30 protein-coding genes and 1 pseudogene are annotated in these 26,197 nt (G+C 66.9%); 14 read left to right on the top strand and 17 right to left on the bottom strand.

Going from position 1 to position 26,197, the window contains the following annotated elements; all coding sequences use genetic code 11:
• Nucleotides 1–90: 90 nt before the first annotated feature.
• The 6 genes from pip to cysS all read right to left on the bottom strand — a co-directional run bounded on the left by pip (nt 91) and on the right by cysS (nt 4,625).
• Nucleotides 91–1,050, bottom strand: coding sequence for a prolyl aminopeptidase (gene pip / locus WMC41_RS06130; RefSeq protein WP_432347325.1), 960 nt, complete (start codon nt 1,048–1,050; stop codon nt 91–93).
• Nucleotides 1,047–1,529, bottom strand: coding sequence for a GFA family protein (locus tag WMC41_RS06125; RefSeq protein ID WP_245082733.1), 483 nt, complete (start codon nt 1,527–1,529; stop codon nt 1,047–1,049). The genes pip and WMC41_RS06125 overlap by 4 nt, the downstream gene beginning before the upstream one ends.
• Nucleotides 1,530–1,655: 126 nt before the next feature.
• The gene (locus WMC41_RS06120; RefSeq protein WP_432347324.1) at nt 1,656–2,153 is read right to left on the bottom strand and encodes a GFA family protein; all 498 of its coding nucleotides are present in this window, start codon (nt 2,151–2,153) and stop codon (nt 1,656–1,658) included.
• A complete protein-coding gene (locus WMC41_RS06115; protein ID WP_432347323.1) occupies nt 2,150–2,632 on the bottom strand; it encodes a GFA family protein in 483 nt (160 codons plus the stop codon). Before WMC41_RS06115 ends, WMC41_RS06120 begins: the two co-directional genes overlap by 4 nt.
• Nucleotides 2,629–2,967, bottom strand: coding sequence for an endonuclease domain-containing protein (locus WMC41_RS06110; RefSeq protein WP_432347322.1), 339 nt, complete (start codon nt 2,965–2,967; stop codon nt 2,629–2,631). Before WMC41_RS06110 ends, WMC41_RS06115 begins: the two co-directional genes overlap by 4 nt.
• Nucleotides 2,968–3,191: 224 nt before the next feature.
• A complete protein-coding gene (gene cysS, locus WMC41_RS06105; RefSeq protein ID WP_432347321.1) occupies nt 3,192–4,625 on the bottom strand; it encodes a cysteine--tRNA ligase in 1,434 nt (477 codons plus the stop codon).
• Between the two features lie 303 nt (nt 4,626–4,928).
• Here cysS and WMC41_RS06100 point away from each other — a divergent pair, with 303 nt between their 5' ends.
• Together WMC41_RS06100 and WMC41_RS06095 are read left to right on the top strand one after the other, a co-directional pair.
• A complete protein-coding gene (locus WMC41_RS06100; protein WP_432347320.1) occupies nt 4,929–5,054 on the top strand; it encodes a hypothetical protein in 126 nt (41 codons plus the stop codon).
• Between the two features lie 175 nt (nt 5,055–5,229).
• A complete protein-coding gene (locus WMC41_RS06095) occupies nt 5,230–5,412 on the top strand; it encodes a hypothetical protein (RefSeq protein ID WP_245082718.1) in 183 nt (60 codons plus the stop codon).
• Between the two features lie 31 nt (nt 5,413–5,443).
• Here WMC41_RS06095 and WMC41_RS06090 read toward each other — a convergent pair whose 3' ends face one another.
• Nucleotides 5,444–6,223 (bottom strand): SOS response-associated peptidase, encoded by a 780-nt coding sequence (locus WMC41_RS06090; RefSeq protein WP_432347319.1) that lies wholly within the window; start codon nt 6,221–6,223, stop codon nt 5,444–5,446.
• Nucleotides 6,224–6,283: 60 nt separating this feature from the next.
• On the opposite strand from WMC41_RS06090, the gene WMC41_RS06085 reads away from it, so the two are divergent.
• The 4 genes from WMC41_RS06085 to WMC41_RS06070 all read left to right on the top strand — a co-directional run bounded on the left by WMC41_RS06085 (nt 6,284) and on the right by WMC41_RS06070 (nt 8,298).
• The gene (locus WMC41_RS06085; protein WP_432347318.1) at nt 6,284–6,718 is read left to right on the top strand and encodes an NUDIX hydrolase; all 435 of its coding nucleotides are present in this window, start codon (nt 6,284–6,286) and stop codon (nt 6,716–6,718) included.
• Complete coding sequence (locus WMC41_RS06080; protein WP_432348280.1) at nt 6,715–7,137, top strand: TIGR02301 family protein; 423 nt, start codon at nt 6,715–6,717, stop codon at nt 7,135–7,137. The genes WMC41_RS06085 and WMC41_RS06080 overlap by 4 nt, the downstream gene beginning before the upstream one ends.
• A 92-nt stretch (nt 7,138–7,229) precedes the next feature.
• Nucleotides 7,230–7,499 (top strand): hypothetical protein, encoded by a 270-nt coding sequence (locus WMC41_RS06075; RefSeq protein ID WP_245082708.1) that lies wholly within the window; start codon nt 7,230–7,232, stop codon nt 7,497–7,499.
• A gap of 16 nt (nt 7,500–7,515) precedes the next feature.
• On the top strand, nt 7,516–8,298 hold the full coding sequence (locus WMC41_RS06070; RefSeq protein ID WP_245082705.1) for a hypothetical protein: 783 nt from the start codon (nt 7,516–7,518) through the stop codon (nt 8,296–8,298).
• A gap of 3 nt (nt 8,299–8,301) precedes the next feature.
• On the opposite strand, the gene WMC41_RS06065 is transcribed toward WMC41_RS06070, so the two are convergent.
• Nucleotides 8,302–8,907, bottom strand: coding sequence for a nucleotidyltransferase domain-containing protein (locus WMC41_RS06065; protein ID WP_432347317.1), 606 nt, complete (start codon nt 8,905–8,907; stop codon nt 8,302–8,304).
• A 171-nt stretch (nt 8,908–9,078) separates the two neighbouring features.
• On the opposite strand from WMC41_RS06065, the gene WMC41_RS06060 reads away from it, so the two are divergent.
• From WMC41_RS06060 to WMC41_RS06040, 5 genes are all read left to right on the top strand, one after another.
• Nucleotides 9,079–9,924: a YgfZ/GcvT domain-containing protein gene (locus tag WMC41_RS06060; RefSeq protein ID WP_432347316.1), complete on the top strand. Its 846-nt coding sequence runs from the start codon at nt 9,079–9,081 to the stop codon at nt 9,922–9,924.
• Nucleotides 9,921–10,550 carry a YfbR-like 5'-deoxynucleotidase gene (locus WMC41_RS06055; RefSeq protein ID WP_133033223.1) on the top strand — a complete coding sequence of 210 codons (630 nt, stop codon included), beginning with the start codon at nt 9,921–9,923 and terminating at the stop codon, nt 10,548–10,550. Before WMC41_RS06060 ends, WMC41_RS06055 begins: the two co-directional genes overlap by 4 nt.
• A 4-nt stretch (nt 10,551–10,554) precedes the next feature.
• A complete protein-coding gene (locus WMC41_RS06050) occupies nt 10,555–11,088 on the top strand; it encodes a tyrosine phosphatase family protein (protein ID WP_432347315.1) in 534 nt (177 codons plus the stop codon).
• Complete coding sequence (locus tag WMC41_RS06045; RefSeq protein ID WP_432347314.1) at nt 11,085–12,059, top strand: NUDIX hydrolase; 975 nt, start codon at nt 11,085–11,087, stop codon at nt 12,057–12,059. Before WMC41_RS06050 ends, WMC41_RS06045 begins: the two co-directional genes overlap by 4 nt.
• 67 nt (nt 12,060–12,126) lie before the next feature.
• Complete coding sequence (locus WMC41_RS06040; RefSeq protein ID WP_432347313.1) at nt 12,127–12,957, top strand: mechanosensitive ion channel family protein; 831 nt, start codon at nt 12,127–12,129, stop codon at nt 12,955–12,957.
• Between the two features lie 3 nt (nt 12,958–12,960).
• Here WMC41_RS06040 and WMC41_RS06035 read toward each other — a convergent pair whose 3' ends face one another.
• The 3 genes from WMC41_RS06035 to WMC41_RS06025 form a co-directional block, all read right to left on the bottom strand.
• Nucleotides 12,961–13,476, bottom strand: a complete 516-nt coding sequence (locus WMC41_RS06035) for a superoxide dismutase family protein (protein ID WP_133033221.1) — start codon at nt 13,474–13,476, stop codon at nt 12,961–12,963.
• A 69-nt stretch (nt 13,477–13,545) separates the two neighbouring features.
• A complete protein-coding gene (gene nadC, locus WMC41_RS06030) occupies nt 13,546–14,451 on the bottom strand; it encodes a carboxylating nicotinate-nucleotide diphosphorylase (RefSeq protein ID WP_432347312.1) in 906 nt (301 codons plus the stop codon).
• Entirely contained in the window at nt 14,448–14,852 is a 405-nt protein-coding gene (locus WMC41_RS06025; RefSeq protein ID WP_244770094.1) for an endonuclease domain-containing protein, read from the bottom strand. The genes nadC and WMC41_RS06025 overlap by 4 nt, the downstream gene beginning before the upstream one ends.
• 26 nt (nt 14,853–14,878) lie before the next feature.
• Between WMC41_RS06025 and WMC41_RS06020 the strand changes: the two are divergent.
• A pseudogene (locus WMC41_RS06020) lies at nt 14,879–15,033 on the top strand (bifunctional diaminohydroxyphosphoribosylaminopyrimidine deaminase/5-amino-6-(5-phosphoribosylamino)uracil reductase RibD); the annotation flags it as partial.
• A 5-nt stretch (nt 15,034–15,038) separates the two neighbouring features.
• Here the strand turns inward: WMC41_RS06020 and WMC41_RS06015 are convergent.
• From WMC41_RS06015 to WMC41_RS06005, 3 genes are all read right to left on the bottom strand, one after another.
• Entirely contained in the window at nt 15,039–16,637 is a 1,599-nt protein-coding gene (locus tag WMC41_RS06015; protein WP_432347311.1) for an L-aspartate oxidase, read from the bottom strand.
• Between the two features lie 220 nt (nt 16,638–16,857).
• Complete coding sequence (gene nadA, locus WMC41_RS06010) at nt 16,858–17,937, bottom strand: quinolinate synthase NadA (RefSeq protein WP_432347310.1); 1,080 nt, start codon at nt 17,935–17,937, stop codon at nt 16,858–16,860.
• 165 nt (nt 17,938–18,102) lie between these two features.
• A complete protein-coding gene (locus WMC41_RS06005) occupies nt 18,103–19,338 on the bottom strand; it encodes an MFS transporter (protein ID WP_244770091.1) in 1,236 nt (411 codons plus the stop codon).
• Nucleotides 19,339–19,639: 301 nt separating this feature from the next.
• Between WMC41_RS06005 and WMC41_RS06000 the strand changes: the two genes are divergently transcribed.
• On the top strand, nt 19,640–20,632 hold the full coding sequence (locus tag WMC41_RS06000) for a magnesium transporter CorA family protein (RefSeq protein ID WP_432347309.1): 993 nt from the start codon (nt 19,640–19,642) through the stop codon (nt 20,630–20,632).
• Here WMC41_RS06000 and WMC41_RS05995 read toward each other — a convergent pair.
• From WMC41_RS05995 to WMC41_RS05985, 3 genes are all read right to left on the bottom strand, one after another.
• Complete coding sequence (locus tag WMC41_RS05995) at nt 20,629–21,474, bottom strand: MOSC domain-containing protein (RefSeq protein WP_432347308.1); 846 nt, start codon at nt 21,472–21,474, stop codon at nt 20,629–20,631. The genes WMC41_RS06000 and WMC41_RS05995 overlap by 4 nt on opposite strands.
• Nucleotides 21,475–21,553: 79 nt before the next feature.
• Complete coding sequence (locus WMC41_RS05990; protein WP_432347307.1) at nt 21,554–22,207, bottom strand: HD domain-containing protein; 654 nt, start codon at nt 22,205–22,207, stop codon at nt 21,554–21,556.
• Nucleotides 22,208–22,243: 36 nt separating this feature from the next.
• A complete protein-coding gene (locus tag WMC41_RS05985; protein WP_432347306.1) occupies nt 22,244–25,096 on the bottom strand; it encodes a DUF2339 domain-containing protein in 2,853 nt (950 codons plus the stop codon).
• A 163-nt stretch (nt 25,097–25,259) separates the two neighbouring features.
• Between WMC41_RS05985 and WMC41_RS05980 the strand changes: the two genes are divergently transcribed.
• The gene (locus tag WMC41_RS05980) at nt 25,260–26,165 is read left to right on the top strand and encodes a PhoX family protein (protein WP_432347305.1); all 906 of its coding nucleotides are present in this window, start codon (nt 25,260–25,262) and stop codon (nt 26,163–26,165) included.
• The last annotated feature ends 32 nt before the right edge of the window (nt 26,166–26,197 follow it).

The raw sequence follows: 26,197 nt of genomic DNA, 5'->3' as shown, positions 1-26,197 counted from the left end.
GCCGCACCGGTTTCCTCCAGCCTGGACCTCGCGTTCGGCACGTCCCCTCTCCCCGCCTGCGGGGAGAGGGCCAGGGTGAGGGGCAACCTCTCAGATCTTCCCCGCGAACTTGTCCGTCGCGTAGATCAGCCGGTCGAGGATGCCGGGCTCCGAATAGGCGTGGCCTGCCCCCTCGATGAGGTAGAATTCCGCCTTCGGCCAGGCCTTGTGTAAGGCCCAGGCCTGCTTTGCCGGGCATGGCATGTCGTAGCGCCCGTGCACGATGAGGCCGGGAATGCCCTGCAGCCTGTGCGCATCGCGCAGGAGCTGCCCCTCCTCCAGCCAGCCGGCATTGACGAAGAAGTGGTTCTCGATGCGGGCGAAGGCATGGGCGAACTCGTCCTCGCCGAACTTGTCGCTCGTCGAAGGCTCCGGCAGCAGCGTGATGGTTTCGCCTTCCCACAGGCTCCAGGCCCTGGCGGCGGCGATGCGCGTCGCCTTGTCGTCGCTCGTCAGGCGGCGATGATAGGCATGCATCATCTCGTGCCGCTCTTCCGGCGGGATGGGCGCGATGAAGCGCTCCCACTTGTCCGGGAACATTTCCGAGACGCCGAACTGGTAGTACCAGTCGAGCTCGGCCCTGGTGAGGGTATAGATGCCGCGCACCACGAGCTCGGACACCCGCTCCGGGTATTTTTCCGCATAGGCGAGCGCCAGCGTCGAGCCCCAAGAGCCGCCGAAGACCAGCCACTTCTCCGCCCCGGCCATGACGCGCAGCCGCTCGATATCGGAAACGAGATGCCAGGTCGTGTTGGCCTCCAGTTCCGCATGCGGCGTGGACTTGCCGCAGCCGCGCTGGTCGAACAGCGTCACGTCGTAGAGCGTGGGATCGAACAGGCGGCGGTGGCTCGGCGAGATCGTGCCGCCCGGGCCACCATGCAGGAAGACGGCCGGCTTGGCGCCGGGCGTTCCGACGCGTTCCCAGTAAATGCTGTGCCCGTCGCCGACATCGAGATGGCCGCAGGCATAGGGTTCGATTTCGGGATAGAGGCTACGCAGGGTCTCGTTCATAATTTCATTCCGTGGGCAGGCCAGTTTTCGGTTTCATGGTCGGGGTGCTGGAAGGAGATGATCTTCTCCTGCTGGCTGTAATAGTCCGGGTCCTGGTGAACGGGCGCGGAAAAGATCGTGTCGACCCAGGCAAGGCGTGCGTCGAAATTCACCTGGATCTGCGGGGCGAGGTCGTCGCGCTTGTCGAAGGCGCCGATGGCGATTTCCAGCCCGCCGGGATGTCTGTAGGTGAGAGGCGTGCCGCATTGCCTGCAGAAGCCGCGGTCGATGTTGATCGAGGACTGGAAATAGGCCGGCTCGTCGCGCGGCCATTCCACCTCGCCCTTGACGGTAACGAGCGGGCCGAAGAAGCCGCCGAACTGCTTCTGGCACATGCGGCAATGGCAGATCGACGGGCGGCCGAGCCCGCCCTTGATGCGGAAACGCACGGCGCCGCACTGGCAGCCCCCGGTTCTTGTCTCTTCCTGTTCGACGCTCATGACGGCTCCTTCAGCGATAGGCGGAATAGACGACGACGGCGACCACCACGGCGGTGATCAGGATCAGCTTGCCGGCGATGAGATAGAGCCACTTGCGGGGAAAGCCGAGTTCCGGCCGGGGCGCGGTCATGGAATGTCCTCCGGCGGCCAATGGTCCGTGTCATAGTCGGGATGCTGGCGGTTGGACGCGCGGACCACGACATGGCGCGCAGCGCCGAACTCCCCGTCCTCGCTCTCGCTTTCGGGCAGCTTCGCTAGTTGCGCGAACCAGACGAGGCGCGATTCGACGCCCGCCTGGGCGATCGGACGCACGTCGTCCGGGTCGTCGAGCGAGCCGAGCGTCACGTTGATATGGTCGGCGGCGAGCGCATCGTAGAACAGCGGCGTGCCGCAATCGCGACAGAAGCCGCGGCGCACGATCTCCGAGGACTGGAACCAGCCGGCTTCGCCGCGCGTCATGGAAAAGCGGTCGCGCGGCGCGTTGGCGAGCGGCAGGAAATAGTTGCCGGCCGCCTTCTGGCACATGCGGCAATGGCAAAGATGCGGATCGCCGAGCGTGCCCTCGACCCGGTAGCGCACCGCGCCGCACTGGCAGCCGCCGGTATAGATGCGTGAAATGCTCATGGCTCGCGCTCCGGCGGCCATGCGTCCGTGTCATGGTCCGGGTGCTGGTAGGAGACGAGGTCGGCGAGGAAGGACGCCGCATCCTGGTCCGCCATCGTCTCCTCGCCCGGCAGGCCGGAGATCGCGTCCACATAGGGCAGCTTGGCCTCGATGCCCCACTGGATGCGCGGGGCGATCCCGGCCGGGTCGTCGAAGGCGGCGATGGTCAGCGCCATGCCGTCCGGCGCCTCGTAGGTCAGCGGCGTGCCGCAATCGCCGCAGAAGCCGCGATAGCCGTGGTTCGACGACCGGAACCGCTTCGGCTCCCCCCGCGTCCAGGTGAGCTTCGCCTGCCGCACCGAGACCAGCGGCAGATAGAAATTGCCGCTCGCCTTCTGGCACATGCGGCAATGGCAGACCGACGCATCGCCAAGCGCCCCCTCGACATGAAAGCGCACGGCACCGCACTGGCATCCGCCTGTGTAGAAGGGTGTGGTCATGATTGCCCCTCCCTTGCCCGACGGTCCTCTTCGAGCGTTGCGAGAATATGACGGCAGACACCGTCGATATCGTTCAAGATTTCGTCATTCCAGAATCGTAGAACAAGCCAGCCGTCCTCTTCGAGGCGCGTCGTCCGATTGGCATCATAGTCGAGCGAGGCACTCAGCGCGTGTTGAGAACCATCGACCTCGACGATGAGGCGGTGCGCCGGGCACGCAAAATCGACAATGTAGCCGGCAATCGGCATCTGTCGCCGAAAGCCGAGCCCCATCAGTCGATGGGCGCGAAGTTCGTTCCAAAGAGCAAGCTCGGCTTCGGTCAAAACCTTGCGCATGCGACGCGCGCGAACGCGATTGATGGTCGATACCTTCCCGTGTGGCACGATACCCCCCTCTGTCACTTCGTGACATCTCCCCCACAAGGGGGGAGATTGGGCGACATCATAAACCGGCCACGCAACCGCAACCAAGAATGGCTTTCCAACACCAACCCCGCGCACTTCCGATCTCCCCCCTTGTGGGGGAGATGTCACGAAGTGACAGAGGGGGGTGGTCTGGTTCACCGCTTCACCTCCCACGTCGTCACACGCTCGCCCGTCCCGGGATCCTTGCCGTCCTTCAGCTGGATGCCCTTTTCGGCGAGGTCGTCGCGGATCTTGTCGGCTTCGGCGAAGTTCTTCGCCTTCAGCATTTCGAGGCGGAGCTGGATGAGCGTTTCGATACTGTCTTCAAGCGCCTTGGAAACCTCGGCCTTCTTCGGCAGGACGCCGAGCAGCTCGGCGCTGGCGGCGAAGACCGGCAGCATCAGCGGATCGGCATTGGCGCACTGGGCGAGCGCGTGCAGCGCCTGCACGGCCGCGACGGTGTTGAGATCGTCGAGGAGCGGCGCGCGCACGCTTTCGTCCACGCGGCCCTCGGCCGGATTGCCGCCGGCGGGCCATTTGGCGAGCAGGCGTTCGGCCTCCTCCAGCCGCTTGACGCTGAAGTCGATCGGCTCGCGGTAGTGCGTCATCAGCATGGCAAGGCGCAGCACCTCGCCGGGCCACTTGCGGCCGCCGAACTTCTCCTCGTGCAAGAGTTCCGAGATCGTGAAGAAATTGCCCTCGGACTTCGACATCTTGCGGCCCTCGACCTGCAGGAAGCCGTTGTGCATCCAGACATTCGACATGACCGGCGTGCCGTGCGCGCAGCGCGACTGGGCAATCTCGTTCTCGTGATGCGGGAAGATGAGATCGAGGCCGCCGCCGTGGATGTCGAAGGTCTCGCCGAGATAGGCGGCGGACATGGCGGAGCACTCGATGTGCCAGCCCGGGCGGCCGCGGCCCCAGGGGCTTTCCCAGCCGGGCTCCTCCGGCGAGGAGAGCTTCCAGAGCACGAAATCGCCGGGATTCCTCTTGTGCGCGTCGACGGCGACGCGCGCGCCCGCCTGCTGTTCGTCGAGATTGCGCTTGGAGAGCTGGCCGTAGTCGGCCATGGATTGCGTGTCGAACAGCACCTCGCCGCCCGCCTGGTAGGCGTGGCCGCGCTCGATGAGGCGCTCGATCAGCGTGATCATGTCCACCTTGCCGTCGCCGCGCGGCTGGACGAACTCGGTGGCGCGCGGCTCGTGCGTCGGCTGCATGGCGCCGAGCGCGGCAATGTCCGCGTGGAACTGGTTCGCCGTCTTCTCCGTCACCCGGCGGATCGCCTCGTTGAGCGGGAGCCTGCCGTCCTCGATCTCCTTTCCGAAATCGCGCAGCGCCCGGGCGTTGATCTTGTCGTCGACGTCGGTGATGTTGCGGGCATAGGTGACGTGGTCCTCGCCGTAGACATGGCGCAGGAGGCGGAACAGCACGTCGAAGACGATGACCGGCCGCGCATTGCCGATATGGGCGAAGTCGTAGACCGTCGGGCCGCAGACATACATGCGCACATTGTCGGGATCGATGGGAGCGAAGGGCTCCTTCGAGCGCGTGAGCGTGTTGTACAGCGTCAGGACCGGCTTTTCGGCCATGGAAATCTCCCCAAAGGCGTAGACCCGGCTGGCCGGGGGCGTTGTCATCCGGGGATTTTGAGGGACGAAAACGGCCGGGCCAGCGCGTGCGCTAGCGAATAATGCTCCGGCGAATGCAGAGTACCGTTTTCATGGCCTGCTTTATCGCGCCGCGCGTGCGTCCGGTCAAGCGGGCGCGGCGCCTTCCGGGACGAAATTCTCGCCGAGGCTCCCTGTTCCCGCGGTGACACACCCGCCCCTGCCGGCATGGGAAAAGAAGGACGAGGCCGGCAGAACCCGCCGGCGAACAGAAGGGACAGGACCATGAAGACCCGAAAGACAGACACGCGCCCCGAGACAGACCTTGCCACCCGCTACAATCCGATCGGCATCCGCGCCGTCGCCGCAGCCACCCTGATGGCAAGGGGCCGGCCGGCCCCAAGGAAATGAATGTTTGCAGCCGTCACAATATTTGATCGTGAAAAGCTGTCTTTTCAGTCGCTTGCCGCAGAGCGATCAAAGTTTGAGCAGAATTTGGCCGAATGGGTCGCGTAAATGCATAGCGCATTGGGGGTAGCAACCGGGGGAAACAGACGGGGCTGCCTGACACTTCAGGAGAAAGACGATGTCGACCGTAAGGAAGCAGCCGCTGCAGAACCCTGCAGCAAACGAAAACCTGCAGGCGCGCTACAAGCCGCTCGGCCTGCCTGCCGTGGTGGCTGCCACGCGCTGCAAGCCCGAAGCGAAGACCGAGGTCAAGCGTCCCAAGCGCGATATCCCGGCCGTGCTTCAGCCGCTCTACGACTGAGCCGCTTCGAGGCCACTTCGCCGGTATGAAATCAGAACAGCGAAAGCTGGTCGGATGACGATGGGGGCGCGTCCGCGCCCTTTTTCTTTTCCGCAGGCGCCTCTTCGGCCCGCTCTTCCACCGGCTCCAGGATATCCGGCCCCATATTGGCGACCTTGCCCACCTTGTCGGACACCGGGATCGCCTCGAAGAAGCCGTCGTCGATCGGCTTCATCAGGTCGGTCACGTCGCGCGGCTCCTGCGTCTTGCAGTCGAGCCAGCGCGAAAAATCCTCCCGGCGGATGACGACGGGCATGCGGTCGTGGATGCGGGCGATGTCGTTGTTCGCCGCCGTCGTCAGGATCGCGCCGGTATCGACCTCCGAGCCGTCGGCGGACGACCATGTCTCCACCAGCCCGGCAAAGGCGAGGATCTCGCCCTTCTTCGGGCGGATCCAGTAGGCCTGCGCCTTGGCGCCCTTGCTCTCCGGCCGGCGCCATTCGAAGAAACCGGAGGCCGGCACGAGGACGCGGCGATGGCGCATGGCGGCGCGAAAGGAGGCCTTGCCGATCGCCGTCTCGGCACGCGCATTGATGAGCAGCGGGAAGTCGCGCGGGTCCTTCACCCAGCCGGGCATGAAGCCCCAACGCACCAGCATGGCCTTGCGCTCCGGCAGGTTGCTGCCGGGCTGTTGCCGTTCGCCCGCGACGATGACCAGGATCGGCTGCGTCGGGGCGATGTTGTAGCGCTCGGGCAGGTCGTCCAGTTCGGCAAGGTCGAAATAGTCGCGCGCAAGATCCCGCTTGGCCAGCAATGCAAATCGTCCACACATGGCATCGTCATCGCACTTTGCCTATAAGGGGTCAATCGAGCGCAACCGGACCGGACCGCGATGAAGATATCCAAGACGCCCCAGCCCGCCTCCTCCGCCATCATCGAGCGCGACGGACGCTATCTCCTGGTCCTGCGCAGCAACCCGCCCTCGGCCGACATGTACGCCTTTCCCGGCGGACGCGGCGAAGAGGGCGAGACGCCGGCCGAGACGGCGCTGCGCGAACTCTTCGAGGAAACCGGCATCCGCGCCGAAAAACCCAAGCTTTTCGCGACCTACGACCTGCCCGGCCGCGAGGACGGCCCCGGCAGCCCGTCGTTCCGCCTCTCGGTCTTCAAGGTGAAGGCGGATGCCACGGCCATCGCCGTCGCCTCGGACGATGCGGCGGCGGTCGGCTGGTATACGGCCGAGGAGATAAGGACGCTGCCGGCGCCGGACAGCGTGCGCGAATGCATCCGGCGGCTCGAGGCGGAACGGACGGGGCAGAACGCATGACGGTGATTCGGCTCGCCCTCCTCCTCGGCCTGGCGCTTGCCGCGCCCGCCTTTGCCCAGCAGGCGAAGGGCGACGCGAAGGAAACGCCGCCGGCAGCGGCCGTCGAGGAAAAGCCGGCGCCCTATGACGAACGGCTGGAGCGGCTCTCGGAAATCCTCGGCGCCGTGCACTACCTGCGCAATCTGTGCATGGGCAAGCCGGAGGACGGCTGGCGGGCCTCCATGCAGCGCCTCATCGAGCTGGAAGCTGCCAACGAGCCGAAAAGACAGGAAAAACTGACCGCGGCATTCAACCGTGGATATCGTTCCTTCGCCGCCATCTATACCGCTTGCACCGACTCGGCTGTTGTCGCAGAAGAGAGATACCGTAACGAAGGTGCAACACTTGCCACAGAAATTACCGCGCGCTTCGGAAATTAGCGGTTAATTAACCTCTTTTTACAGGACCCAGTGCCGTTTTGGGAAAAGGCTGCTAAGGTCGTTAACAGTCAAGTAAGAACTGAATGCCTCGCATGGACCGATCAATGGAACCTACTCTCAACGATATCGACGAGATGATCGTGCACGAGAAGATGCAGGCCGCTCTGGAACACCAGAACGAGGCTTGGGCCGACGGCATGGCTGATGGCATCGAACCGGAAATCATCGCCGATGCCGCGATCGCGCTTGCCATGCGCGAAACGATCCGCATCCATGGCGAACGTGGCGCGGAGGCGATGCTCGAATCGCTGCGCGAGCGCATGCTGGCCGGAGAATTCTCCCCCGAGCGCATCCTGCAATAGGCTGGAAAGACAGGTCATGCAGACGTCGACTGGCGGCAAAACGCTGTTTCGCAGCAGCCTCATCGTATTGTCGGTGCTTTTCACGACGACGGCGCTGGTGGCGCCCGCCCGCCCCGCCTTCGCCCTCAGCGAGCTGAAGAACGAGCAGGGCCAGGTGCAGCAGAAGCCGGCCGAGGGCAGCGAGACACCGCCCGTGGAGGAGGAGCAGGAAGAAACCGGCCCCCTCGAACTGCCGATGCCCGACCCGCTGATTCGCCGCAACGAAGCCGTGACCGAACCCTCGGACGGCACGCCCGCCGCGGACGACAAGGCCGCCGACGAGCCCGAGGTTCCGGTCGAGTTCCTTTCCGACATCGCCAAGGCGCCGGAGCCCGTGCGCCGCATGCGCGAGCTCATCGTGGAGGCCGCCGCCTCCGGCGATATCGAGCGCCTGCGCCCCCTGCTCGGCAAGGGCATGACGGAAACGCAGGTCTCCATCGTCGAGACCGACGAAGGCCCCGTCGAGACCCTCAAGGGCCAGTCGGGCGACGACGAAGGCATCGAGGTGCTGGCGATCCTGCTCGACGTGCTGGCGACCGGCTTCGTGCATGTCGGCAAGGGCACGGCGGACGAGCTTTATGTCTGGCCCTACTTCGCCGAAAAGCCGCTCGCAACGCTGACGCCACCGGAAAAGGTGGATCTGCTGCGCATCGTGACCGCCGGCGATTTCGCCGACATGAAGGAATTCGGCAGCTACAATTTCTACCGCGTCGGCATCACGCCGGATGGCCAGTGGAAGTTCTTCGTCACCGGCGACTGAGCCTTACAGGGCCTTGCTCCAGGCATGATCGGGATGGGCCAGCGCGAGGCCGGCCTTCAGCCAGCGCCGCTCGGCCGCGTCAAGCCGCGGCAGCGCCCTTGCGAAATCCGCCTCGTCCTTGCCGCGCCGGTACTTCGCCTTGAAGAGCAGGATGATCTCGGGCGCGAGATAGGCGATGCCATCGGCGGTCCTGCGCACGGCCTCGGCGCGCGGCCGGCGGATCGACGGGTCGCGCTTGTAGACCCAGGTCTCCGGCGTGCCGTCCTCCAGCATCATGTCGACACGCCAGCAGCCCGCCGCCACATCCTCGCACCAGACCTGCGCGATGCCTGACGGCGGCATCTCGTCCGGACCGAGCGGCTCGACATGGCCATCGCCGGCCGCATGAAGACGCAGGCCCGGCAAGGCCGCGCGGAAATGGATGAAGTCGGCGCGCAGGATGGTGAATTCGAGGTCCTCGTGCGGCCGCGTCTCCTCCCCGTGCCAGAGATCGAGCGCCCAGCCGCCCGCGACGCACCAGGGCCGCGCGACGCCGGCAAGCCGGCGGGCGAGCTCCCGCGGATGCCAGGCAGCCCATGCATCGTGGGGAAGTGTCGTTGCGGCGGTCATGGCGGAGCTCCTGTCCTCTCGTGGCCGTCCTTCTCCCCCATCCGGAAGCAGAGGGCAAGACGGCGCGACCTTGCGAAAGGCGCCCGGTCGTTCTACCTCTGTTTCAACGGGTGCGATCATGCACCGCCCGCTGCCGCATGGTGCCGGCGGGCGCAAACCCTGGATCGAATCATGCCTTCCGTCACGCTTTCCGGCCGCGCCTTCCTCCGCATTTCCGGTGCCGATGCCGAAACCTTCCTGCAATCGCTCATCACCACCAACCTGCCCGACCTCCCGGCCGGCGAGATCCGTCCCGGCGCCCTTTTGACGCCGCAGGGCAAGATCCTGTTCGACTTCCTGATAAGCCGCGACGGCGACGGCGCCTTCCTGGTCGAGACGGCGGACGAGCAGCGCGATGCGCTGCTGAAGCGGCTGACCATGTACAAGCTGCGCGCCGCGGTCGATCTCGCCGCCGTCGAGGGGAACGCGGTGACGACAAGCTGGGACGCCGCCGAGGCGGACGCCCCGCAGGACGGCCGCTTCGCGAAGGCAGGCCTTGCCGTCTCCCGCCGCCCAGGCGCGGGCGGCAGCGACGACCCGGCGCTTTACGAAACCCTGCGCATCGGCGCCGGGCTTGTCGAAGCCGGCCGCGACTATGCGCTCGGCGATGCCTTCCCGCACGACGTGCTGCTCGACCTCACCGGCGGCCTTTCCTTCCGCCAGGGCTGCTATGTCGGCCAGGAGGTCGTCTCCCGCATGCAGCACCGCGGCACAGCGCGCCGCCGCCCCGTCATCGTCAGCGGCGAGACCGCCCTTCCCGCCACGGGCACCGAGCTTCTGGCCGGCGGCAAGCCGATCGGCACGCTCGGCAGCGTGTCCGGCACGCGCGGCCTTGCCATCGTGCGCATCGACCGCGCGGCCGACGCCATCCATGGCGGCACGCCGATCACCGCAGACGGCATGCCCGTCACCGTCGCCCTGCCGCAGTGGACGGGCCTTGCCTTCCCGCAGGAAACCGCCGAGGTGCCGGCGCAATGAGCGGAGCCGCCCGCGCCAAGACGGAGCCGCGGGCCTGGCAGCGCATGCTGTCCGGCCGCCGCCTCGACCTGCTCAATCCCTCGCCGCTCGACGTCGAGCTGTCCGACATCGCGCACGGGCTCGCCCGCGTCGCGCGCTGGAACGGCCAGACCAACGGCGACCATGCCTTTTCGGTCGCGCAGCATTCGCTGGTCGTCGAGGCGATCTTCCGCCAGCAGAACCGCTGCAATGCCGACGACTGCCTGATGGCGCTGCTGCACGACGCGCCGGAATACGTGATCGGCGACATGATCTCGCCCTTCAAGGCGGTGGTCGGCGGCGGCTACAAGACGGTGGAGAAGCGGCTGGAGGCGGCCGTGCACCTGCGCTTCGGCCTGCCGCCCGCCACCCCCGCGAGCCTGAAGGCGAAGATCAAGAAGGCCGACCAGGTCGCCGCCTTCTTCGAGGCGACGGAGCTTGCCGGCTTCTCCCATGCCGAGGCGGTCAAGTTCTTCGGCGCGCCGCGCGGCATCACGCTGGAGATGATCGAGATCGCGCCGCTGCCCGCCACCCTCGCGCAGCAGCGCTTCGCCGATCGCTTCGAAGCGCTGGAGCGGGAGCGCGGCCCGCTCGCCGCGGCGGTGTGACGCGATGGGTACGATCGTCGTCGCGCCGCTCGGAAAGATCGCGGAGCTGGCCGTGCGCCACCGCTGCCGCGACATGCTGAGCCTTGTCGCGCCGAAGCAGAATTTTCACCGCCCGGCCATCATCGCCGCCGATCGCCACCTGATCGTCGGCGTCAACGACATCGCCTTTGCCGGCACCGGCAGCCTCGTCGCGCCCGGCGAGGAACATGTGGCCGCGATCATCGGCTTTGCGCGCGGCTGGGACCGGCAGGCGCCGCTGCTCGTCCATTGCATGATGGGCGTTTCCCGCTCCCCCGCCGCCGCGCTGATCGCCGCGCTCGCCGTGGAACCGGACCAGGACGAGCACGACCTCGCAATGCGCCTTCGCCGCGCCTCCGTGCAGGCGACGCCGAATGCCCGGCTGGTCGAGATCGGCGATCATGTGCTGTCGCGCGGCGGGCGGCTCGTCGCCGCCGTCCGGGCCATCGGCCGCGGGGCCGACTATGTCGGCGACAGCCCCTTCTTCTTTTCCGCCGCGCCGCAGACGCTGCAGCCATGACGGAGAGCCGCGCCCGCCCGCCGGTCGAGATCGGCCTCAACGCGGCGGTCGTCGCGATTTCCGGCCGCAGCCCCTGCATCCTCGCCATCGGCGGGGGCGCGGGCGGCCGAGACGCCCTGCCCTTCGGCCCCTTCGACCCGCACCAGCACCGCACCTTCGAGACGAGCCTGCGCGCCAGCGTCGAGGCGCAGACGGCGCTGAAGCTCGGCTATATCGAGCAGCTCTACACCTTCGGCGACCGCGGCCGCCAGAAGCTGCCGGACGAGGCCGGCACGCACATGGTCTCCGTCGGCTATATCGCGCTTACCCGCACCGATGCGGAGGCGAACGAGCGGCTGGCGGAAGCCGGCGCCGCCTGGCGCGACTGGTACACCTACCTTCCCTGGGAGGACTGGCGGCAGGGACGGCCGGCGCTGATCGACCAGCTCATCCTGCCCGCCCTGAAGGCCTTTGCGGCCGACAACACGCGCGAGGAACGGGCAAGCGCGCTGCCCTCGATGCGCACGCGCCTGCGCCTCGCCTTCGGCCTCGACGATTTCCCCTGGGACGAGGAGCGTGTGCTGGAACGCTACGAGCTTCTCTACGAGGCCGGCCTTGCCGAGGAGGCGGTGACGGACGGGCGCACCGGATCGTGCCATCCCGCGCCCGGCATCGCCATGCGCCACGACCACCGCCGGATCCTTGCGACCGCGATGGCGCGGCTGCGCGGCAAGATCAAGTACCGCCCGGTGATCTTCGAGCTGATGGCGCCGGAATTCACGCTTACGGAGCTGCAGGCGACGGTGGAGGCGATCTCCGGACGGCACCTGCACAAGCAGAACTTCCGCCGGCTGGTCGAGGGCGCCGAACTGGTCGAGGCGACGGGCGGGTCCACCGCCGCCACCGGCGGGCGCCCCGCCGCGCTCTTCCGCTTCCGCCGCCGCATTCTCGAGGAGCGTCCCGCGCCGGGGCTCAAGGTCGGCATGCGCTAGAGCAATTCCAGCCGGAACTTATCCTGCATCCTGCCATTCCCCCTTCGATATCAACGGGGAAAGGTTCATGGAACAACAGGCAACCGACATCATCGTTGCGACGCGGGCGGCGCTGGCGCAGGCGAGCGCGCTTGCCGTGCAATATTCCTTCTCCATCCTCGGCGCGATCGTGCTGCTCGTGCTCGGCTGGTTTCTCTCCCGCATCCTGCACCGCTGGGCGCTCACCGGGCTTTCGCATGTGCGCGGCATCGATGCGACGCTCGCGCATTTCTTCGCGAACATCCTGCGCTATGCGGTCCTCGTGCTCGTCTTCGTGACGGTGCTCGGCCAGTTCGGCGTGCAGACGGCCTCGATCATCGCCGCTCTCGGTGCCGCAGGCCTCGCCATCGGCCTCGCCCTCCAGGGCACGCTGCAGAACATCGCCGCCGGCATCATGCTTCTGGTGCTGCGCCCCTTCCGGGTGGGCGAATATATCGAGACGAAGGACGTTTCCGGCACGATCACCGAAGTCGGGCTCTTCGCCACCGAACTCAAGACGAGCGACGGCCTCTATCGCCTGGCGCCGAATTCGACGCTCTGGAACACGCCCGTCACCAATTACAGCCGCGAACGTACCCGCAAGCACGATCTCCAGGTGAAAGTGCCGAACGATCGCGACATCGACAACGAGATCGACCGGCTGCTGTCGATCGCAAAGCAAGATCCCATGATCGAATCCGTGCCGCCGCCGCAGGTCTTCGTCGACAGCCTGGAGGAGAGCGCGGCCACCCTGACGCTGCGCTACTGGGTGTCGACGCCGCAATGGTTCAGGACGACGCGGGAGATGAACCGCCGCGTGCGCATCGCCTTCGGGCAGAAACTTGGCGGGCCGGAGCCGGATGCGGCCCCGGCCGAATAGGCTCTATTCGATCACGGCGCAGGCGAGACGGTCGCCCGCGCCGCCTGCCGGATCGGTGCGGTAGTCGTCCGAGCCGGCATGCACGACGAGCGCACGGCCGCGGATGCCGCGCTCGGCATCGTCGAGGCGCACCATCGTCGAATAGACCTGGGCCCGCAGCACGCCATCCTCGGCGACATACTGGTTCGGCAGGTCGCCGGCATGAGGGCCGTCCGCCGAGACGAAGCCGTGACTCTTTTCATCCGGGTTGAAATGGCCGCCAGCCGATTCGTGGCCGCCCGCATGTTCGCAGGTTCCGTTCTCGTGGATATGCAGCGCCACCCATTTGCGCGGCTCGAGGCCGGAGACCTCCACCTCGAACAGCACGCCGTCGCGCCCGGCGGTCACCTGGGCGCGGCCGGTCTCCTTGCCGTCACGATCGACGAAATTCGCCCGTGCCGTATCCGTCGCCTGCTGGGCGGCGGCGGGCAGGCTCATGAGCGGGGCGGCCAGCACCGCGCCTGCAACGATCTTCCACATGATGCATCCTTCCGATTGCCATTGTCCATGGAACCGGAACGCATCGTCCGCCGGCGTGTTCCGGACGGGTCAGCTCACGACGACGTCGAGGCCGATGTCGAGCGTCGGCGCGGCCATGGTGATCTTGGAGGTCGAGATGTAGTCGACGCCGGTTTCGGCGATGGCGCGGACGGTCTTGATGTTCACGTTGCCGGAGGCTTCCAGCTTCACGCGGCGCGGATCGGCGGCATAGGTCGCCTCGCTCAGCCCCGCGCAGTCACGATTGATCTCGACGGCGCGGCGCAGCAGCTCCGGCCCCATATTGTCGAGCAGGATGACGTCCGGTTGCGCCTCCAGCGCCTCCTCCAGCTCCTCCAGCGTCGTCACCTCGATCTCCACCTTGACGAGATGGCCGGCGAAGGCGCGGGCGGCACGGATGGCGCCGGCAACCCCGCCGGAGACGGCGATGTGGTTGTCCTTGATGAGGATCGCGTCGTCGAGGCCATAACGGTGCGACGAGCCGCCGCCCATGCGCACGGCATATTTTTCGAGCGCGCGCAGGCCCGGGATGGTCTTTCGCGTGCAGCAGACCCTGGCCGGCGTATGGGCGATCTCGGCGGCGAAACGCGCCGTGTAGCTCGCCACGCCGCTAAGGTGCATGAGGAAATTGAGCGCCACCCGCTCGGCCGAAAGCACGGCGCGGGCGGGGCCGGAAACCCGCGCGATCACCGTGCCGGGCGCAAGCCGGTCGCCGTCCTTCACGAAGGCCTCGAAGCGGATTTCGGGATCCATCAGCCGGAAGGCCGCCCGGGCGAGATCGAGGCCGGCGACAACCCCCTCCTCGCGCGCATTCAGCTCCGCCCGCGCCGAGCGTTCCGGCGCGATGGTCGCCTGGCTGGTGATGTCGCCGGCGCGCCCGAGGTCTTCCGACAGCGCCGCGCGCACCTGGTCCTCCACCATCAGGGGCGAGAGAACGGGGAGATAGGGGGTGGTCATGGGACTATCCTAAGTTTCTGAGGAGACTTTTCCTCTAATGCATCAAAACCAATGACCCGAAGAATGTGAGTGCAAACGCCATCGATATCCTTCAGCACATCATCATTCCAAAAGCGAAGAACAGCCCAACCCAGTGTCGCAAGCCTTTCACCGCGCTGCGCATCGGCGATCAACGTTTCCGTCCTTCCGTGTCCAGAGCCATCGATTTCGACTATGATCTTATGCTCAGGGCAAGCGAAATCAACGATGTAACCTGCTATTGGCATCTGTCTGCGAAAGTGCAGCTCCATCAAACGATGTGCACGAACCGCATTCCAAAACCTCAGCTCCGCCTCTGTCATAGCCTTGCGCATTGTGCGGGCGTTCTTTCGCAAGGCAGGTTTGACTTCGTGGCGAGACATACTGCACTCCCTGTGCTTGTGGGACTCCCCCCTCTGCCCTGCCGGGCATCTCCCCCTCAAGGGGGGAGATCGGCAAGACTTACGGGCACTACTTACATAGCGGCGCCTGTAAGGGGCAAAACGCTTTCCACACCCGATCTCCCCCCTTGAGGGGGAGATGCCCGGCAGGGCAGAGGGGGGTTAACCTCACGCCACCGCCGTTTCCGAAAGGTCCGCTGCCACCTTCTCGGCATCGGCGAGGGTGAGGAAGGTGCGGTGCTTCCAGTCCGCCTTCTGCTCGGTGAAATCGGAGCGGAAGTGGCCGCCGCGGCTTTCCTCGCGCAGATAGGCGCCCGTCGCGATGAGCTTTGCGGTGGTGACGATGTTGTGGAAGCGCATGCGGCTGTTTTCGCGCTCCAGCGCGGCGATCTCGCGGATCGCCGTCGCAAGGCCGTCGCGGCTGCGGATGACGCCGACATGGTCGCTCATGACGCGGCGCAGGCGCTTCAGCGCCGGGCTGTCCTCGATGGTGACGAGGTCGTCGCTCTCGCCGGCATTCTTGCCCCAGTCGTTGATCTTCGGCTCCGGGAGCATGCCCTTGATGTTTTCCGCGATGCGCGCGGCGAAGACCACGGCTTCGAGCAGCGAGTTCGAGGCAAGGCGGTTCGCGCCGTGCACGCCGGTGGAAGTGACCTCGCCGGCAGCCCACAGGCCGTCGATCGAGGTGCGCCCCTCCGCATCCGTCAGCACGCCGCCCATGTGGTAGTGCACGGCGGGCACGACGGGGATCGGCTGGGTTATGGGATCGATGCCGGCGGCGATGCAGGAGGCGTAGACCGTCGGGAACATGTCGGGGAAATGGGCGCCGACCGCCTTGGTGCAATCGAGGAAGGCGCCGCGCCCGGCCTGCACTTCCGCAAAGACACCGCGGGAGACGATGTCGCGCGGGGCGAGCTCGCCGTCCTCGTGGATATCCAGCATGAAGCGGCGGCCGTCGGCGTTGACGAGGTGCGCGCCGTCGCCGCGCAGCGCCTCGGTGGCGAGCGGCGCCGGGTCGCGGCCGATATTGATGGCCGTCGGGTGGAACTGCACGAATTCCGGATCGGCGATGATGGCGCCTGCGCGCGCGGCCATGCCGACGCCCTGGCCGCAGGCCTCCCACGGATTGGTGGTGACGGCATAGAGATGGCCGACGCCGCCCGAGCAGAGCACCACGGCGCGGGCCGGGAAATGCACGCGGTTCTTCGACTGGCCGGCATCCGGCCGTGCGACGACGCCGGAGATGAAGCGGCCCTCGCGCACCAGCTCCTCGACGACATAACCTTCGAGAACCCGGATCGACGGCGTCTTCCGCACGGCGGATATCAGCGCCTCCATGATGGCCTTGCCGGCCATATCGCCCTTGACGCGCACGATGCGGCGCTCCGAATGGGCGGCCTCGCGGGAGAGCAGCAGCTTGCCTTCGAGGTCGCGGTCGAAGGGCACGCCATATTCGAGAAGGTCGTGGATGCGCGCCGGGCCTTCGGAGACCATGAAGCGCGCCATCTTCTCGTCGACGATGCCGGCACCGGCCTCGAGCGTGTCGGCAACGTGCTTTTCGAACGTGTCGCCGGGGCTCATCGCCGCCGCGATGCCGCCCTGCGCCCAGGCGGAGGACGCCCCCTGGCCGATCGGCGCGGCGGCGAGGATGGTGACGGGACGCGGCGCGAGTTTCAGCGCGCAGAAGAGGCCAGCCAGGCCGCCGCCGACGATGACGATATCGTCGATGCCGTTCCAGGATTGCGGGCGGAAACTATCAATGGGCATGTTCTTTCCTCCGACGCTTCGGTCCGCCAGTATGCCCCTCTCCTGCCTGCCGGCATCCTCTCCCCGCAAGCGGGGCGAGGAGCGCTGGGCTCGCCGCTTTCCGCCTTCTCCCCGCTTGCAGGGAGAAGGTCCCGGCAGGAGGATGAGGGGCAGCGGCAACGGATCGGCGTAATGGCTCTTCGGCGCTGCCTTTCTCGAAATTTCGCGCTGACGCGCTACTCTACTGCTTCAGGTTCACCATCCGCTCGACGGCAAGGCGGGCGCGATCGGCGATCGCCGGGTCGACCACGACCTCTTCCGTCATGTGCACCAGGCTGTCGAGGATCTTCGGCAGCGTGATGCGCTTCATGTGCGGACAGAGATTGCACGGCTTGACGAAATCGACGCCCGGCAGCTCGGCCTGGATGTTGGAGGCCATGGAGCATTCGGTGACGAGCAGCACGCGCGAGGGACGGTGGTCCTTCACATAGTTGATCATGCCCGAGGTGGAGCCGGCGAAATCGCAGACGGCGATGACGTCGGGATGGCATTCGGGGTGGCCGATGATCTCGATGCCGGGATGGGCCTCCTTGTAGGAGAGCAGCTCGGCCGCGGTGAAGCGCTCGTGCACCTCGCAGTGGCCCTTCCAGGTAAGGATCTTCTTGTTCGTCTGCTTGGCGACATTCATCGCCAGGTACTCATCCGGGATGCAGAGCACCGTATCGCTCTCCAGGCTCTCGACGACGGCGAGCACGTTGGAGGAGGTGCAGCAGATGTCCGTCTCCGCCTTCACGTCGGCCGAGGTGTTGACGTAGGTGACGACCGGCACGCCGGGATAACGCTGCTTGAGCAGGCGCACGTCCTCGCCGGTGATCGAATCCGACAGCGAGCAGCCGGCCCTGGCGTCGGGGATGAGCACCGTCTTTTCCGGGTTCAGCAGCTTGGAGGTCTCGGCCATGAAGTGCACGCCGCACTGGATGATGATCTCGGCATCCACCTTGGTGGCGTCGCGCGCGAGCTGCAGCGAATCGCCGACGATGTCGGCGACGCAGTGGAAGATCTCCGGCGTCTGGTAATTGTGCGCGAGGATGACCGCGCCGCGCTCCTTCTTCAGCCGGTTGATAGCGGCGACATAGGGCGCATAGACCGGCCATTCGAAGGCGGGGATGAACTGCTTCACCTTCTCGTAAAGGTGTTCCGTCTCGCGGGCGATCTCGGGCGTGAAGGTGAGGTCCGGTTTCTCGGCGACGCCGAAGCGCTCCGCGGCAGTGAGCGGACGAGCGGCTTCGGCCATCCCCGCATGCTGGGCCAGAACGGTCATGGAACCCTCCCTTTCTTCCGCCGCCCTCCGGCGGAAAGGCTATTTTGCTCAATTTGAGCATAATAGCTTCAAAACAAAACCGGCATTGCCGGTGGTTCAGATTTAGAAACTTTTGTGACGGTTTGCAAGAAGCCCCGTCCGAATTCCTTCGGGCGGGATTCCGGATCAGGCGGCGGCCGGGCGCACGACGCCCCTCTCCTCGATCGGCCAGTGCACGATCGCCGCGAAGATGCCGAGCGCCGCGCCGAGCCACCAGACCGGATCGTAGGTGCCGAAATGGTCGTAGAGATAGCCGCCCATCCACACGCCGAGGAACGAGCCGACCTGGTGCGAGAAGAAGACGATGCCGCCGAGCAGGCCGAGATGCTTCGTGCCGAACATGATGGCGACGAGGCCGTTGGTCGGCGGCACGGTGGAGAGCCAGAGCAGGCCCATGACGATGGCGAAGACGATGACCGAGGCCGGCGACTTCGGCAGGAGGATGAAGGCCGCCACCGCGACCGAGCGGGCAAGGTAGATATAGGCGAGGAAATAGGGCTTCGAATAGCGCTGGCCGATGAAGCCGGCGGCGAGCGAGCCGATGATGTTGAAGAAGCCGATCAGCGCCAGCGCGATGACGGCATAACGCGCATCGATGCCGATATCGCCGAGATAGGCCGGGAAATGCGCGGTGATGAAGGCGACCTGGTAGCCGCAGACGAAGAAGCCGGCGACCAGCAGCAGGTAGCTGCGATGGCCGAGCGCCTCGCGCAGCGCCTCGCCGATGGTCTGCTTGTATTCGCTCGCCGCGGTGATGCCGGAAGAGGAGTTGCCGCGCAGCGGAATGGCGATGAGCGGGACGGCGAGCATCAGGATGCCGAGATAGACGAGGCTGTCCGACCAGCCATAGGCGCTGATGAGGCCCTGCGACAGCGGCGCGAAGAGGAACATGCCCGCCGAGCCCGCGGCCGTGCAGATGCCGAAGGCCATGGAGCGCTGGTCCGGCGTCACGTTGCGCGCGAAGGCCGAGAGCAGGATGCCGAAGGAGCCGGCCCCGACGCCGAGGCCGACCAGCACGCCGCCGCCGACATGCAGCCAGAGCGGCGAGGTGCCGAGCGACATCAGGAACAGGCCGAGCGCATAGACGAGGCCGGAGACGAGCAGCACGCGCCAGGTGCCGAACTTGTCGGCGATGGCGCCGAAGAACGGCTGACTGACGCCCCAGGCAAGGTTCTGCAGCGCCATCGCAAGGCCGAAGGTGGTGCGGTCCCAGCCGGTATCCTGCAGCATGGGCAGCTGGAAGAAGCCCATCGCCGAGCGCGGGCCGAAGGTGAGCACCGCGATCAGCGAGCCGGCGAGAATGATGAGCCACGGCATGGGCCGGCTGGCGGCAGGTGCCGCAACGACGGATGGGGTGGACATGGTGCGTCTCCGGAAATCAGGCCCGGACCCTACGCCGCACCATGCATTAACAAAAGCGAATTTAATTGACCGGACGATCAGCCGGATTGATGAAAGCCCGATGCGCCGCGCTCTACCGGATGTGCTTGACGCCACGGCATTTTGGGCGCATGCCCCCGTCCGGCGTCACATGGCGCCAACCGAACCCGGATAAGATCATGGACCCCGACAGTCGACTATCGAGAGCAATCGAGCGACCGATCCGGTAGGAGCCCCGAAAAGGCTTTGCTCCGGACGGCGAGAATGCCTCAAGGAGTGAAGCATGCTGCAAATCTATGCCCGCAGGGCGGACCGCTTCTGCCTGCGCGAAATTTCCAACCCGGCCATCGAGCAGGCGATCGCCCCTGCCCTCTGGTACGACCTCCTCAGCCCGACGCCCGAAGAGGTGACGGACGTGGAGGCGGCCCTTCATGTCTCCATCCCGACGCGGGAGGAGATGGAGGATATCGAACTCTCCGCCCGCCTCTACCAGGAGGACGGCGCGGAATTCATGACGATGACGGCGCTCACCAATCTCGACGGCGACGAACCGATGAAGATGCCGGTCACCTTCATCCTCAAGGGCCCGACGCTGGTGACGGTGCGCCATGCCGACGCAAAGCCCTTCACGACCTTCTGCAACCGGGCACTGCGCAGCAACGGCCACAGCTACGAGACCGGCGAGGACGTGATGCTCGGTGTCATCGAGGCGGTCATCGACCGCATGGCGGACGTGCTGGAACGGCTCGGCAACGAGATCGACGGCATTTCGCGCGGGGTCTTCCGCAGCAAGACGGGTTCCTCCACCAAGAAGACGCGGGACCTGGAAGCGCTGATCGAGCAGCTCGGCCGCAAGGGCGATTTCCTCAGCGGCGTGCGCGAAAGCCTCGTCAGCATCTCGCGCCTCGTCGCTTATCATGCGGCGGTGGAGAGCTCGGCCCGCCGGCCGTCGAAGGACATCCGCCAGCTCGTCAAGCTGGTGCAGCGCGATGCCGCCTCGCTCGGCGACCACGCCGCCTTCCTGTCGGGCAAGATCAACTTCCTGCTCGACGCGACGCTCGGCCTCATCAACCTGGAGCAGAACCAGATCATCAAGATCTTCACCGTCGCCTCGGTCGTCTTCCTGCCGCCGACACTGGTCGCCTCGGCCTACGGCATGAATTTCGAGCTGATGCCGGAGCTGCAATGGACCTTCGGCTATCCTTATGCGATCGGCCTGATGATCTTTTCCGCCCTGATGCCGTTTCTCTACTTCAAGCGACGCGGGTGGGTTTAAGCCCGCACCTTCATCGGCCAGCGTTCGCTGCGCGTCCGCGTCACGCGCACCGTATCGCCGAGACGGACCTCACCCTCACCGCGCGGCACGGCGTTCCAGCCGAAGAGCACGCCAGGCACGCGGCGGTCGGCGGACATGCGCTTTTCGGCAAGGCCCTGGATCGGGTTGCCGCCGATGCGCTCGCCGGTCATCTGGTCCTGCGTGGTCATGATGCAGCGGGCGCAGGGTTTGACGAAATCGAAGGCGATGCCGTTGATCTCGATCGATTCCCACAGGTCCTCCGCCCAGGGCTCGTCGCAGGAGACGAGGATGTTGGTGCGGAAGCGGTCCATGCCGACGGGCTCCTGCCCCTTGGCGAGAAGGGTGCGGTTAAGGTCGGCGAGCGAGCCGGTGGTCGTGACGAGAACCGGGAAGCCATCGGCGAAGGCGACCGGTGCCGGGCTGCCGGCCCAGTCCTCGCCCTCCAGCCGTTCGGCCCGCGCATCCATGTGCACGAGCTTGACCGGGCGCGCGAGCCAGTCCGACAGGACGTCGTTGACGGCCTCGTCGGCGACGGCGGCGTTGACCGGGCTGTCCCAGACGGTCACGTCGAGACGGTCCTCGGGATCGAAGCTGGCGAAGAGCTGGCGACCTTCCATTTCGAGATGCAGGCTGTCGCCGACCGCCGTCGCCTCGACGCGGGCCAGCGCCTGCAGCTCGCGCTGGGTGATGAAGCGGCCGTCCGGCTCGACGACCATGAAACGCCGGTCGCCGGCAAGGCCGTCGAGGCGCACGGCGGCGCTTTCGACGGGGATGGCCCGGCCGCTCTTCAGCGGGTGAATGTTGAGACCCTCGACCTTCATGCGGGCGACCTTTCCTGAAACGTTGATTCAACGGCCTGCCGGAGAGATTCAATACGGCGGCACAAAAGCATGTTTTTCTTCAGATTTCATCCAGGAGCATGGCGCGGATCGCCCGCAGGCGCTCCGTCCGCTCCCCCGCCATGCGCGCGCCCGCCGCCGTCTGGAACCCCTCCGCCAGCTTGAACAGCTTGACCTCGAAATGATCGATGGCGAAGGCCTTGTCGTCGAGCGGGCGGTTTTCGCCGAGCGGATCCAGGGGATCGTAGAGGCCGCTGCCCATGCGGCCGGCAATGTAGAAGCAGCGCGCGGCGCCGATCATGCCGATCGCATCGAGCCGGTCGGCATCCTGCAGGATTTTTGCCTCCAGGGTTTCCGGCGGAAGATTGGCGGAGAAGCTGTGCGTGAGGATGGCATGGGCGACGGCGGCCACGTCCTCCTTGCTCCAGCCTTCGGCGGCAAGCAGGCGGGCCGCCTTCTCGGCGGCAAGGCGCGAGGCCTCGGCGCGCAGCGGCGAATTCTTCTCCACCGCCACGCAATCATGCAGCAGCACGGCGGCCGCCAGCCGCCGCGGGTCGCCGCCCTCCTCCGCTTGAATACGACGCGCGCTCTTCCAGACGCGGATGAGATGCGCGGCGTCGTGCGAGCCGTCATCGGCGGAAAAGGCCTGCGGCAGCAGGCGCTCGGCAAGGGGGCCGAGGGGCGAGAAGGCGGCGGCGAGGCAGGCGAAGGTCATGGGCGATCCGCAAGTGGTTGCCCATGACCTAGCCTGTCACGCCTCGGCGTTCAATTCCGCCTTTTCGCCGGTCCCGGACTTTCCCGAGAGGATCTTCTGGTAGAACAGGCCGATGCCGATCAGCACCGCGCCGAGCCCGATGAAGGAGAGTGCCCGGAGGATGCCTTCGAGATTGGCCATGTCGACCAGGAAGACCTTGATGACCGCGATCAGCACGAGGCCGGCGGAGGCAAGGCGGATGCTCTTGGAATCGAACTTCGAGCCGACCGCCAGCAGCAGCACGCCGAGCAGCAGCCAGACGACCGAATAGGTGTAGGTCTCCGGCTGGAGGAACCCCTTCCAGTCGGCGATGCCCTCGCCATGCCAGTAGCGGCGCACGCTGAGCGTGACCCAGGCGAAGGCGAGCGCCACCCCGGTCAGCGCCAGCATGATCACATAGGGCATCGGCCGCCGGCCCCGCGCATGGAAGGCAAGGCCGCCATAGGCGATGCCGGGCAGCAGGTAGCCGACGAAGAGAAGATCCAGGAACGGCCACTTGCCGAGCAGTTCGCCGGTGAAATAGGGGTTGAGGCCGACGAAATGGGCGCTGAGGATCGACAGGACCGAAAGCCCGCCGACCACCATGGAGCCGTAACGGAAGACCGGGCTCGGCGACTTCAGGTCGAGCGACATCAGGATCGCCGAAGCGCCGATGACCAGCAGCGTGTAGATCGACTGCTCGCCGAGCGTCGGCACGGAACTGTCGAGCACGCCGCCATTCATGCCGTGCCGCACGAGGATCGCCGCCGTCAGCAGAAGGAAGAGGCTGGCCAGCGCCTGCAGGAGATTGCGGATTTGCGTGCCCGGCCAGCGGCGCAGCTCGAAGGCCGAGAGCGCGAGCAGAGCGGCCGGAATGCCGTAGCCGGCGAGAAGCTGGTTGAAGACCGGCGTCTTGGAAAGGTTCGCCGCGCCGACGATGGTCGGCTCCCAGCCGATGCGACCGGCGACGATCGCGGCCGCCCCGGCCATCAGCCAGGGCAGGACCGGCCAGCGGCGAAGGCGCGTCGCGAAGACGGCGGCCGTGCCGAGGAACGCGATGCCGAGCGTCGTGGCAAGGCCGTCCGTCATGGCATGCAGCGCCAGCACGAGGAAGGCGAAGCCGCCGGCGGCGAGCGCCCATTGCGGAATGAACGGACCGCCCTCCTCCGCCCGCCCGCGCGAAAAGACTTCGGCAGCCGCAAGGAAGGCGAGCCCGAGCGCCACGGCGAGAAGACCATGCTTGAGGTCGAAGGAGAGGTTGCCGAAATTGAGGAAGCTCAGGGCGAGGATGGCGAGGGGCACGGCCGGGGCGATGAGGCTCCAGAGCGCGGCAAAGGCCGACGACCCCGCCATGCGCAGGCGCACCGCCGCAAGGCCGACCGCCGCATAGGCGACGGCGAGGAGGAGCAGCAGGTCGACCGGCACGACGGCGATCACCGGCACCGGCAATGGCAGCGCCGCGGTGTCGTCAAGCGCCGGCGGGGCCAGGATGGAGACATCGTCGAACAGCAGGCCGCCCGGCCCGACCACCATCGCACCGACGCCGACCACGGCCGCGATGGCGGAAAAGAGCGCCGGGTAGACCGCCCAGCCGCGCAGCGCGCCGAGCACGGCAAGCGCCATCACGATCGCGGCAAAACCGTAGTCCGCCCGGGAAAGCGCCGGTACCGCATTGGCCAGAACCAGCGCCGGGAAGGTCAGCGCCAGCGCGCCGGTCAGCGACACGGCGACGGCGGGCGGGGCAAGCAGGCGATCGAGCGGATCGGCGGAGGCGGCGCCCGTCGCGGGCGGCACGTCTTCCGCCGTGATGCTGCCCGGCCAGATGAGGCCGTGGCCAAGCGCCAGCACGAGCATGGCGAAGAGCAGCGGCACGACCGCGACCGTGCTCGCCTCCGAAAGATAGAGCACCGCCCAGAGCGCCATGCCGGCATTGGCGAGCGCCGGCACGACCTGCCAGCGGCGGATGCGCGCGACGGCGAAGGTGGCAAGCCAGGCGACGGAGAGGAAGCCGAAGAGGCCCCAGGCGCTCGGCTCCTCGGTCGCGACCAGCGCGGGCGTCACCAGGGAGGCGAGGAGGCCGAGGCCGGCGAGCGCCTGCCCGTGCAGAAGCGACAGGCCGATCGTCGCGAAGGAAACGGCGGCGAGCAGCACGAAGGCGGTCAGCGGACCGAAATAGCCGTAGAATTCGTAGGAGACGTAGGTGACGGCAAAGAGCGTGATTGCGCCGGCGGCCGTCAGCACGCCGGGAATCATGGCGTTCTGGAAGGCGTTGGCGATGACCGGCAGGGTGCGGCGGCGCACGAACTCGCCGACCGCCATGAGCACGAGGCCGAAGACGGCGGCTAGCGACAGCCGCACGGCCGGGCTGAGCAGCCCCGCCTCGATGGAATACTTGACCATGAAGATGCCGCCGAGCGCCAGCGCGATGCCGCCCACCCAGACGGCCCAGCGCGCGCCGATGCGGCTTTCGAAGCTCTCCTTCGGCTTTGCCGCGGCTGCGGGAACGGCGGAGGCCGTCGCGACGGCTTCGTCCGCGCCCTCGCTTGCAACCACCGCTTCGGCCGGAACGGCAGGCCCGCCGCCGAAGATGGAGCGGCCCTTCCCGGCCTCGTCCGTCCCCGTTGCCTGCGCCGTGGCCCAGGGGCTTGCGAAATCGGCGGGCGCCGGTTCCTCCGCCGCCTCTTCGGGGGCGGCTTCGGCGGTTTCCGCGGCCGCCGTCCCCACCGGGGCCGTTACCCCTTCGGCCTTCAGCGCCTCGACCTCGCGCTTCAGCTGCATCACCTCTTCGCCGAGTTTCTGCGCGCTGTTTCGCGAAGCATTGAGGGTATAGAGCGCCAGGCCGATCGCGACCAGGGAGAGGATTTCGAGCATTGCGACTCCAACGCGGGCATTGTCCGGGCGCGGAGACTACCCGGTTTTTTCCAAAGACTAAACGGGGTTACGTTTGAGGCCGGCGTTCTCTTCGGGATTGTCGCATGGTTTTCATGCAAGGCGGGCAGAATGGTGCCTCTCCACGTCAGCCTGGGAGCCCGCCATGACCGAGACCCTTCGCAACGCCGCCGCCATGCATGCGGAACGGCACCCCCGGGGCGGCCTCGGCTATGCGCACGCCATCGTTCGCGGCCTCGGCAATCTTCTCGGCCGCCGCTCCGCGGCTGCCGGCCAGGCCCCGGAGAAGGCTCCGGCCTCCACGGCGGACCGTGCAGCTTCGCACCGGCGTGCCGCCGCTGCCGGCTGCCTCACGCCGTGGGGGACGCGGCTGATGGCGGAGGTCGATCTTCATGATGACGCCGCCGGCCCTTCCGGCGCCCCTGCCGGCTGGATCGTCGAGGTCGATCCGCAGGATCCGGACGCCGCCCCGAAGAGGCGGACCGCGCTCGGCCGTCTCGGGCATCGCGGCCTCTCCTGCCTCGTCAACGGGGATGGCCGCGTGGTCGTCTATTGCGGCGATGGCGGAGGTTCCGGGCACCTCTACAAATTCATCACGCACGGCACCTGGCAGCCTGGGGACCGCACCGCCGGCCGGGACCTCCTCGACGACGGCACGCTCTTCGTCGCGCATTTTGCCGCCGATGGCGAAGAGGACGGGATGCCCGTCGTGTTCGACGCGGCACCGCTGGTGATGGAGCACGGCACGCTGGCATGGATGCCGGTCGTTGCCGGGAAACGCCCGCTGACCGCCGCCTACGGCTATGCCGGCCCGGCCGGCGTGCGGACAGAAACGCGCCGCGCCGCCGCGCTCCTGCGCGCCACCCGCATGGACGGCATCACGGATGTGACGGCGGATCCTGAGGCCGGCACGGCCCGCCTCCGGCTGGCCGGCAGGCAGACGGACGCCCGCAGCCGGTTCAACCACGTCATCGAGATCACCGAGGCCGGCGGCGACGCCGCCGCGCTGCGCGCGCACTGGGAAGTGCTTTCGACCCGCAGCGGCCATTGACCCCTCGACGGCGGGGCCGAGGCCCGGGCACT

Source organism: Shinella yambaruensis (genome assembly GCF_050859155.1).
GTDB lineage: Bacteria > Pseudomonadota > Alphaproteobacteria > Rhizobiales > Rhizobiaceae > Shinella > Shinella yambaruensis.
This window is presented reverse-complemented; position numbering and strand designations above follow the sequence as displayed.

Excerpts from the sequence above, each read along its gene's own strand:
- cysS (WP_432347321.1), bottom strand. The coding sequence starts at position 4,625 with ATGGCCGAAAAGCCGGTCCTGACGCTGTACAACACGCTCACGCGCTCG.
- WMC41_RS06080 (WP_432348280.1), top strand. The coding sequence starts at position 6,715 with ATGACGGTGATTCGGCTCGCCCTCCTCCTCGGCCTGGCGCTTGCCGCG.
- WMC41_RS06050 (WP_432347315.1), top strand. The coding sequence starts at position 10,555 with ATGGGTACGATCGTCGTCGCGCCGCTCGGAAAGATCGCGGAGCTGGCC.
- WMC41_RS06120 (WP_432347324.1), bottom strand. The coding sequence starts at position 2,153 with ATGAGCATTTCACGCATCTATACCGGCGGCTGCCAGTGCGGCGCGGTG.
- WMC41_RS06085 (WP_432347318.1), top strand. The coding sequence starts at position 6,284 with ATGAAGATATCCAAGACGCCCCAGCCCGCCTCCTCCGCCATCATCGAG.
- WMC41_RS06015 (WP_432347311.1), bottom strand. The coding sequence starts at position 16,637 with ATGCCCATTGATAGTTTCCGCCCGCAATCCTGGAACGGCATCGACGAT.
- WMC41_RS05995 (WP_432347308.1), bottom strand. The coding sequence starts at position 21,474 with ATGAAGGTCGAGGGTCTCAACATTCACCCGCTGAAGAGCGGCCGGGCC.
- WMC41_RS05990 (WP_432347307.1), bottom strand. The coding sequence starts at position 22,207 with ATGACCTTCGCCTGCCTCGCCGCCGCCTTCTCGCCCCTCGGCCCCCTT.
- WMC41_RS06100 (WP_432347320.1), top strand. The coding sequence starts at position 4,929 with ATGAAGACCCGAAAGACAGACACGCGCCCCGAGACAGACCTTGCCACC.
- WMC41_RS06060 (WP_432347316.1), top strand. The coding sequence starts at position 9,079 with ATGCCTTCCGTCACGCTTTCCGGCCGCGCCTTCCTCCGCATTTCCGGT.
- WMC41_RS06090 (WP_432347319.1), bottom strand. The coding sequence starts at position 6,223 with ATGTGTGGACGATTTGCATTGCTGGCCAAGCGGGATCTTGCGCGCGAC.
- nadC (WP_432347312.1), bottom strand. The coding sequence starts at position 14,451 with ATGACCACCCCCTATCTCCCCGTTCTCTCGCCCCTGATGGTGGAGGAC.
- WMC41_RS06070 (WP_245082705.1), top strand. The coding sequence starts at position 7,516 with ATGCAGACGTCGACTGGCGGCAAAACGCTGTTTCGCAGCAGCCTCATC.
- pip (WP_432347325.1), bottom strand. The coding sequence starts at position 1,050 with ATGAACGAGACCCTGCGTAGCCTCTATCCCGAAATCGAACCCTATGCC.
- WMC41_RS06115 (WP_432347323.1), bottom strand. The coding sequence starts at position 2,632 with ATGACCACACCCTTCTACACAGGCGGATGCCAGTGCGGTGCCGTGCGC.
- WMC41_RS05985 (WP_432347306.1), bottom strand. The coding sequence starts at position 25,096 with ATGCTCGAAATCCTCTCCCTGGTCGCGATCGGCCTGGCGCTCTATACC.
- WMC41_RS06110 (WP_432347322.1), bottom strand. The coding sequence starts at position 2,967 with ATGCGCAAGGTTTTGACCGAAGCCGAGCTTGCTCTTTGGAACGAACTT.
- WMC41_RS06065 (WP_432347317.1), bottom strand. The coding sequence starts at position 8,907 with ATGACCGCCGCAACGACACTTCCCCACGATGCATGGGCTGCCTGGCAT.
- WMC41_RS06075 (WP_245082708.1), top strand. The coding sequence starts at position 7,230 with ATGGACCGATCAATGGAACCTACTCTCAACGATATCGACGAGATGATC.
- WMC41_RS06125 (WP_245082733.1), bottom strand. The coding sequence starts at position 1,529 with ATGAGCGTCGAACAGGAAGAGACAAGAACCGGGGGCTGCCAGTGCGGC.
- WMC41_RS06040 (WP_432347313.1), top strand. The coding sequence starts at position 12,127 with ATGGAACAACAGGCAACCGACATCATCGTTGCGACGCGGGCGGCGCTG.
- WMC41_RS06005 (WP_244770091.1), bottom strand. The coding sequence starts at position 19,338 with ATGTCCACCCCATCCGTCGTTGCGGCACCTGCCGCCAGCCGGCCCATG.
- WMC41_RS06045 (WP_432347314.1), top strand. The coding sequence starts at position 11,085 with ATGACGGAGAGCCGCGCCCGCCCGCCGGTCGAGATCGGCCTCAACGCG.
- WMC41_RS05980 (WP_432347305.1), top strand. The coding sequence starts at position 25,260 with ATGACCGAGACCCTTCGCAACGCCGCCGCCATGCATGCGGAACGGCAC.
- WMC41_RS06025 (WP_244770094.1), bottom strand. The coding sequence starts at position 14,852 with ATGTCTCGCCACGAAGTCAAACCTGCCTTGCGAAAGAACGCCCGCACA.
- WMC41_RS06000 (WP_432347309.1), top strand. The coding sequence starts at position 19,640 with ATGCTGCAAATCTATGCCCGCAGGGCGGACCGCTTCTGCCTGCGCGAA.
- WMC41_RS06035 (WP_133033221.1), bottom strand. The coding sequence starts at position 13,476 with ATGTGGAAGATCGTTGCAGGCGCGGTGCTGGCCGCCCCGCTCATGAGC.
- WMC41_RS06095 (WP_245082718.1), top strand. The coding sequence starts at position 5,230 with ATGTCGACCGTAAGGAAGCAGCCGCTGCAGAACCCTGCAGCAAACGAA.
- WMC41_RS06055 (WP_133033223.1), top strand. The coding sequence starts at position 9,921 with ATGAGCGGAGCCGCCCGCGCCAAGACGGAGCCGCGGGCCTGGCAGCGC.
- nadA (WP_432347310.1), bottom strand. The coding sequence starts at position 17,937 with ATGACCGTTCTGGCCCAGCATGCGGGGATGGCCGAAGCCGCTCGTCCG.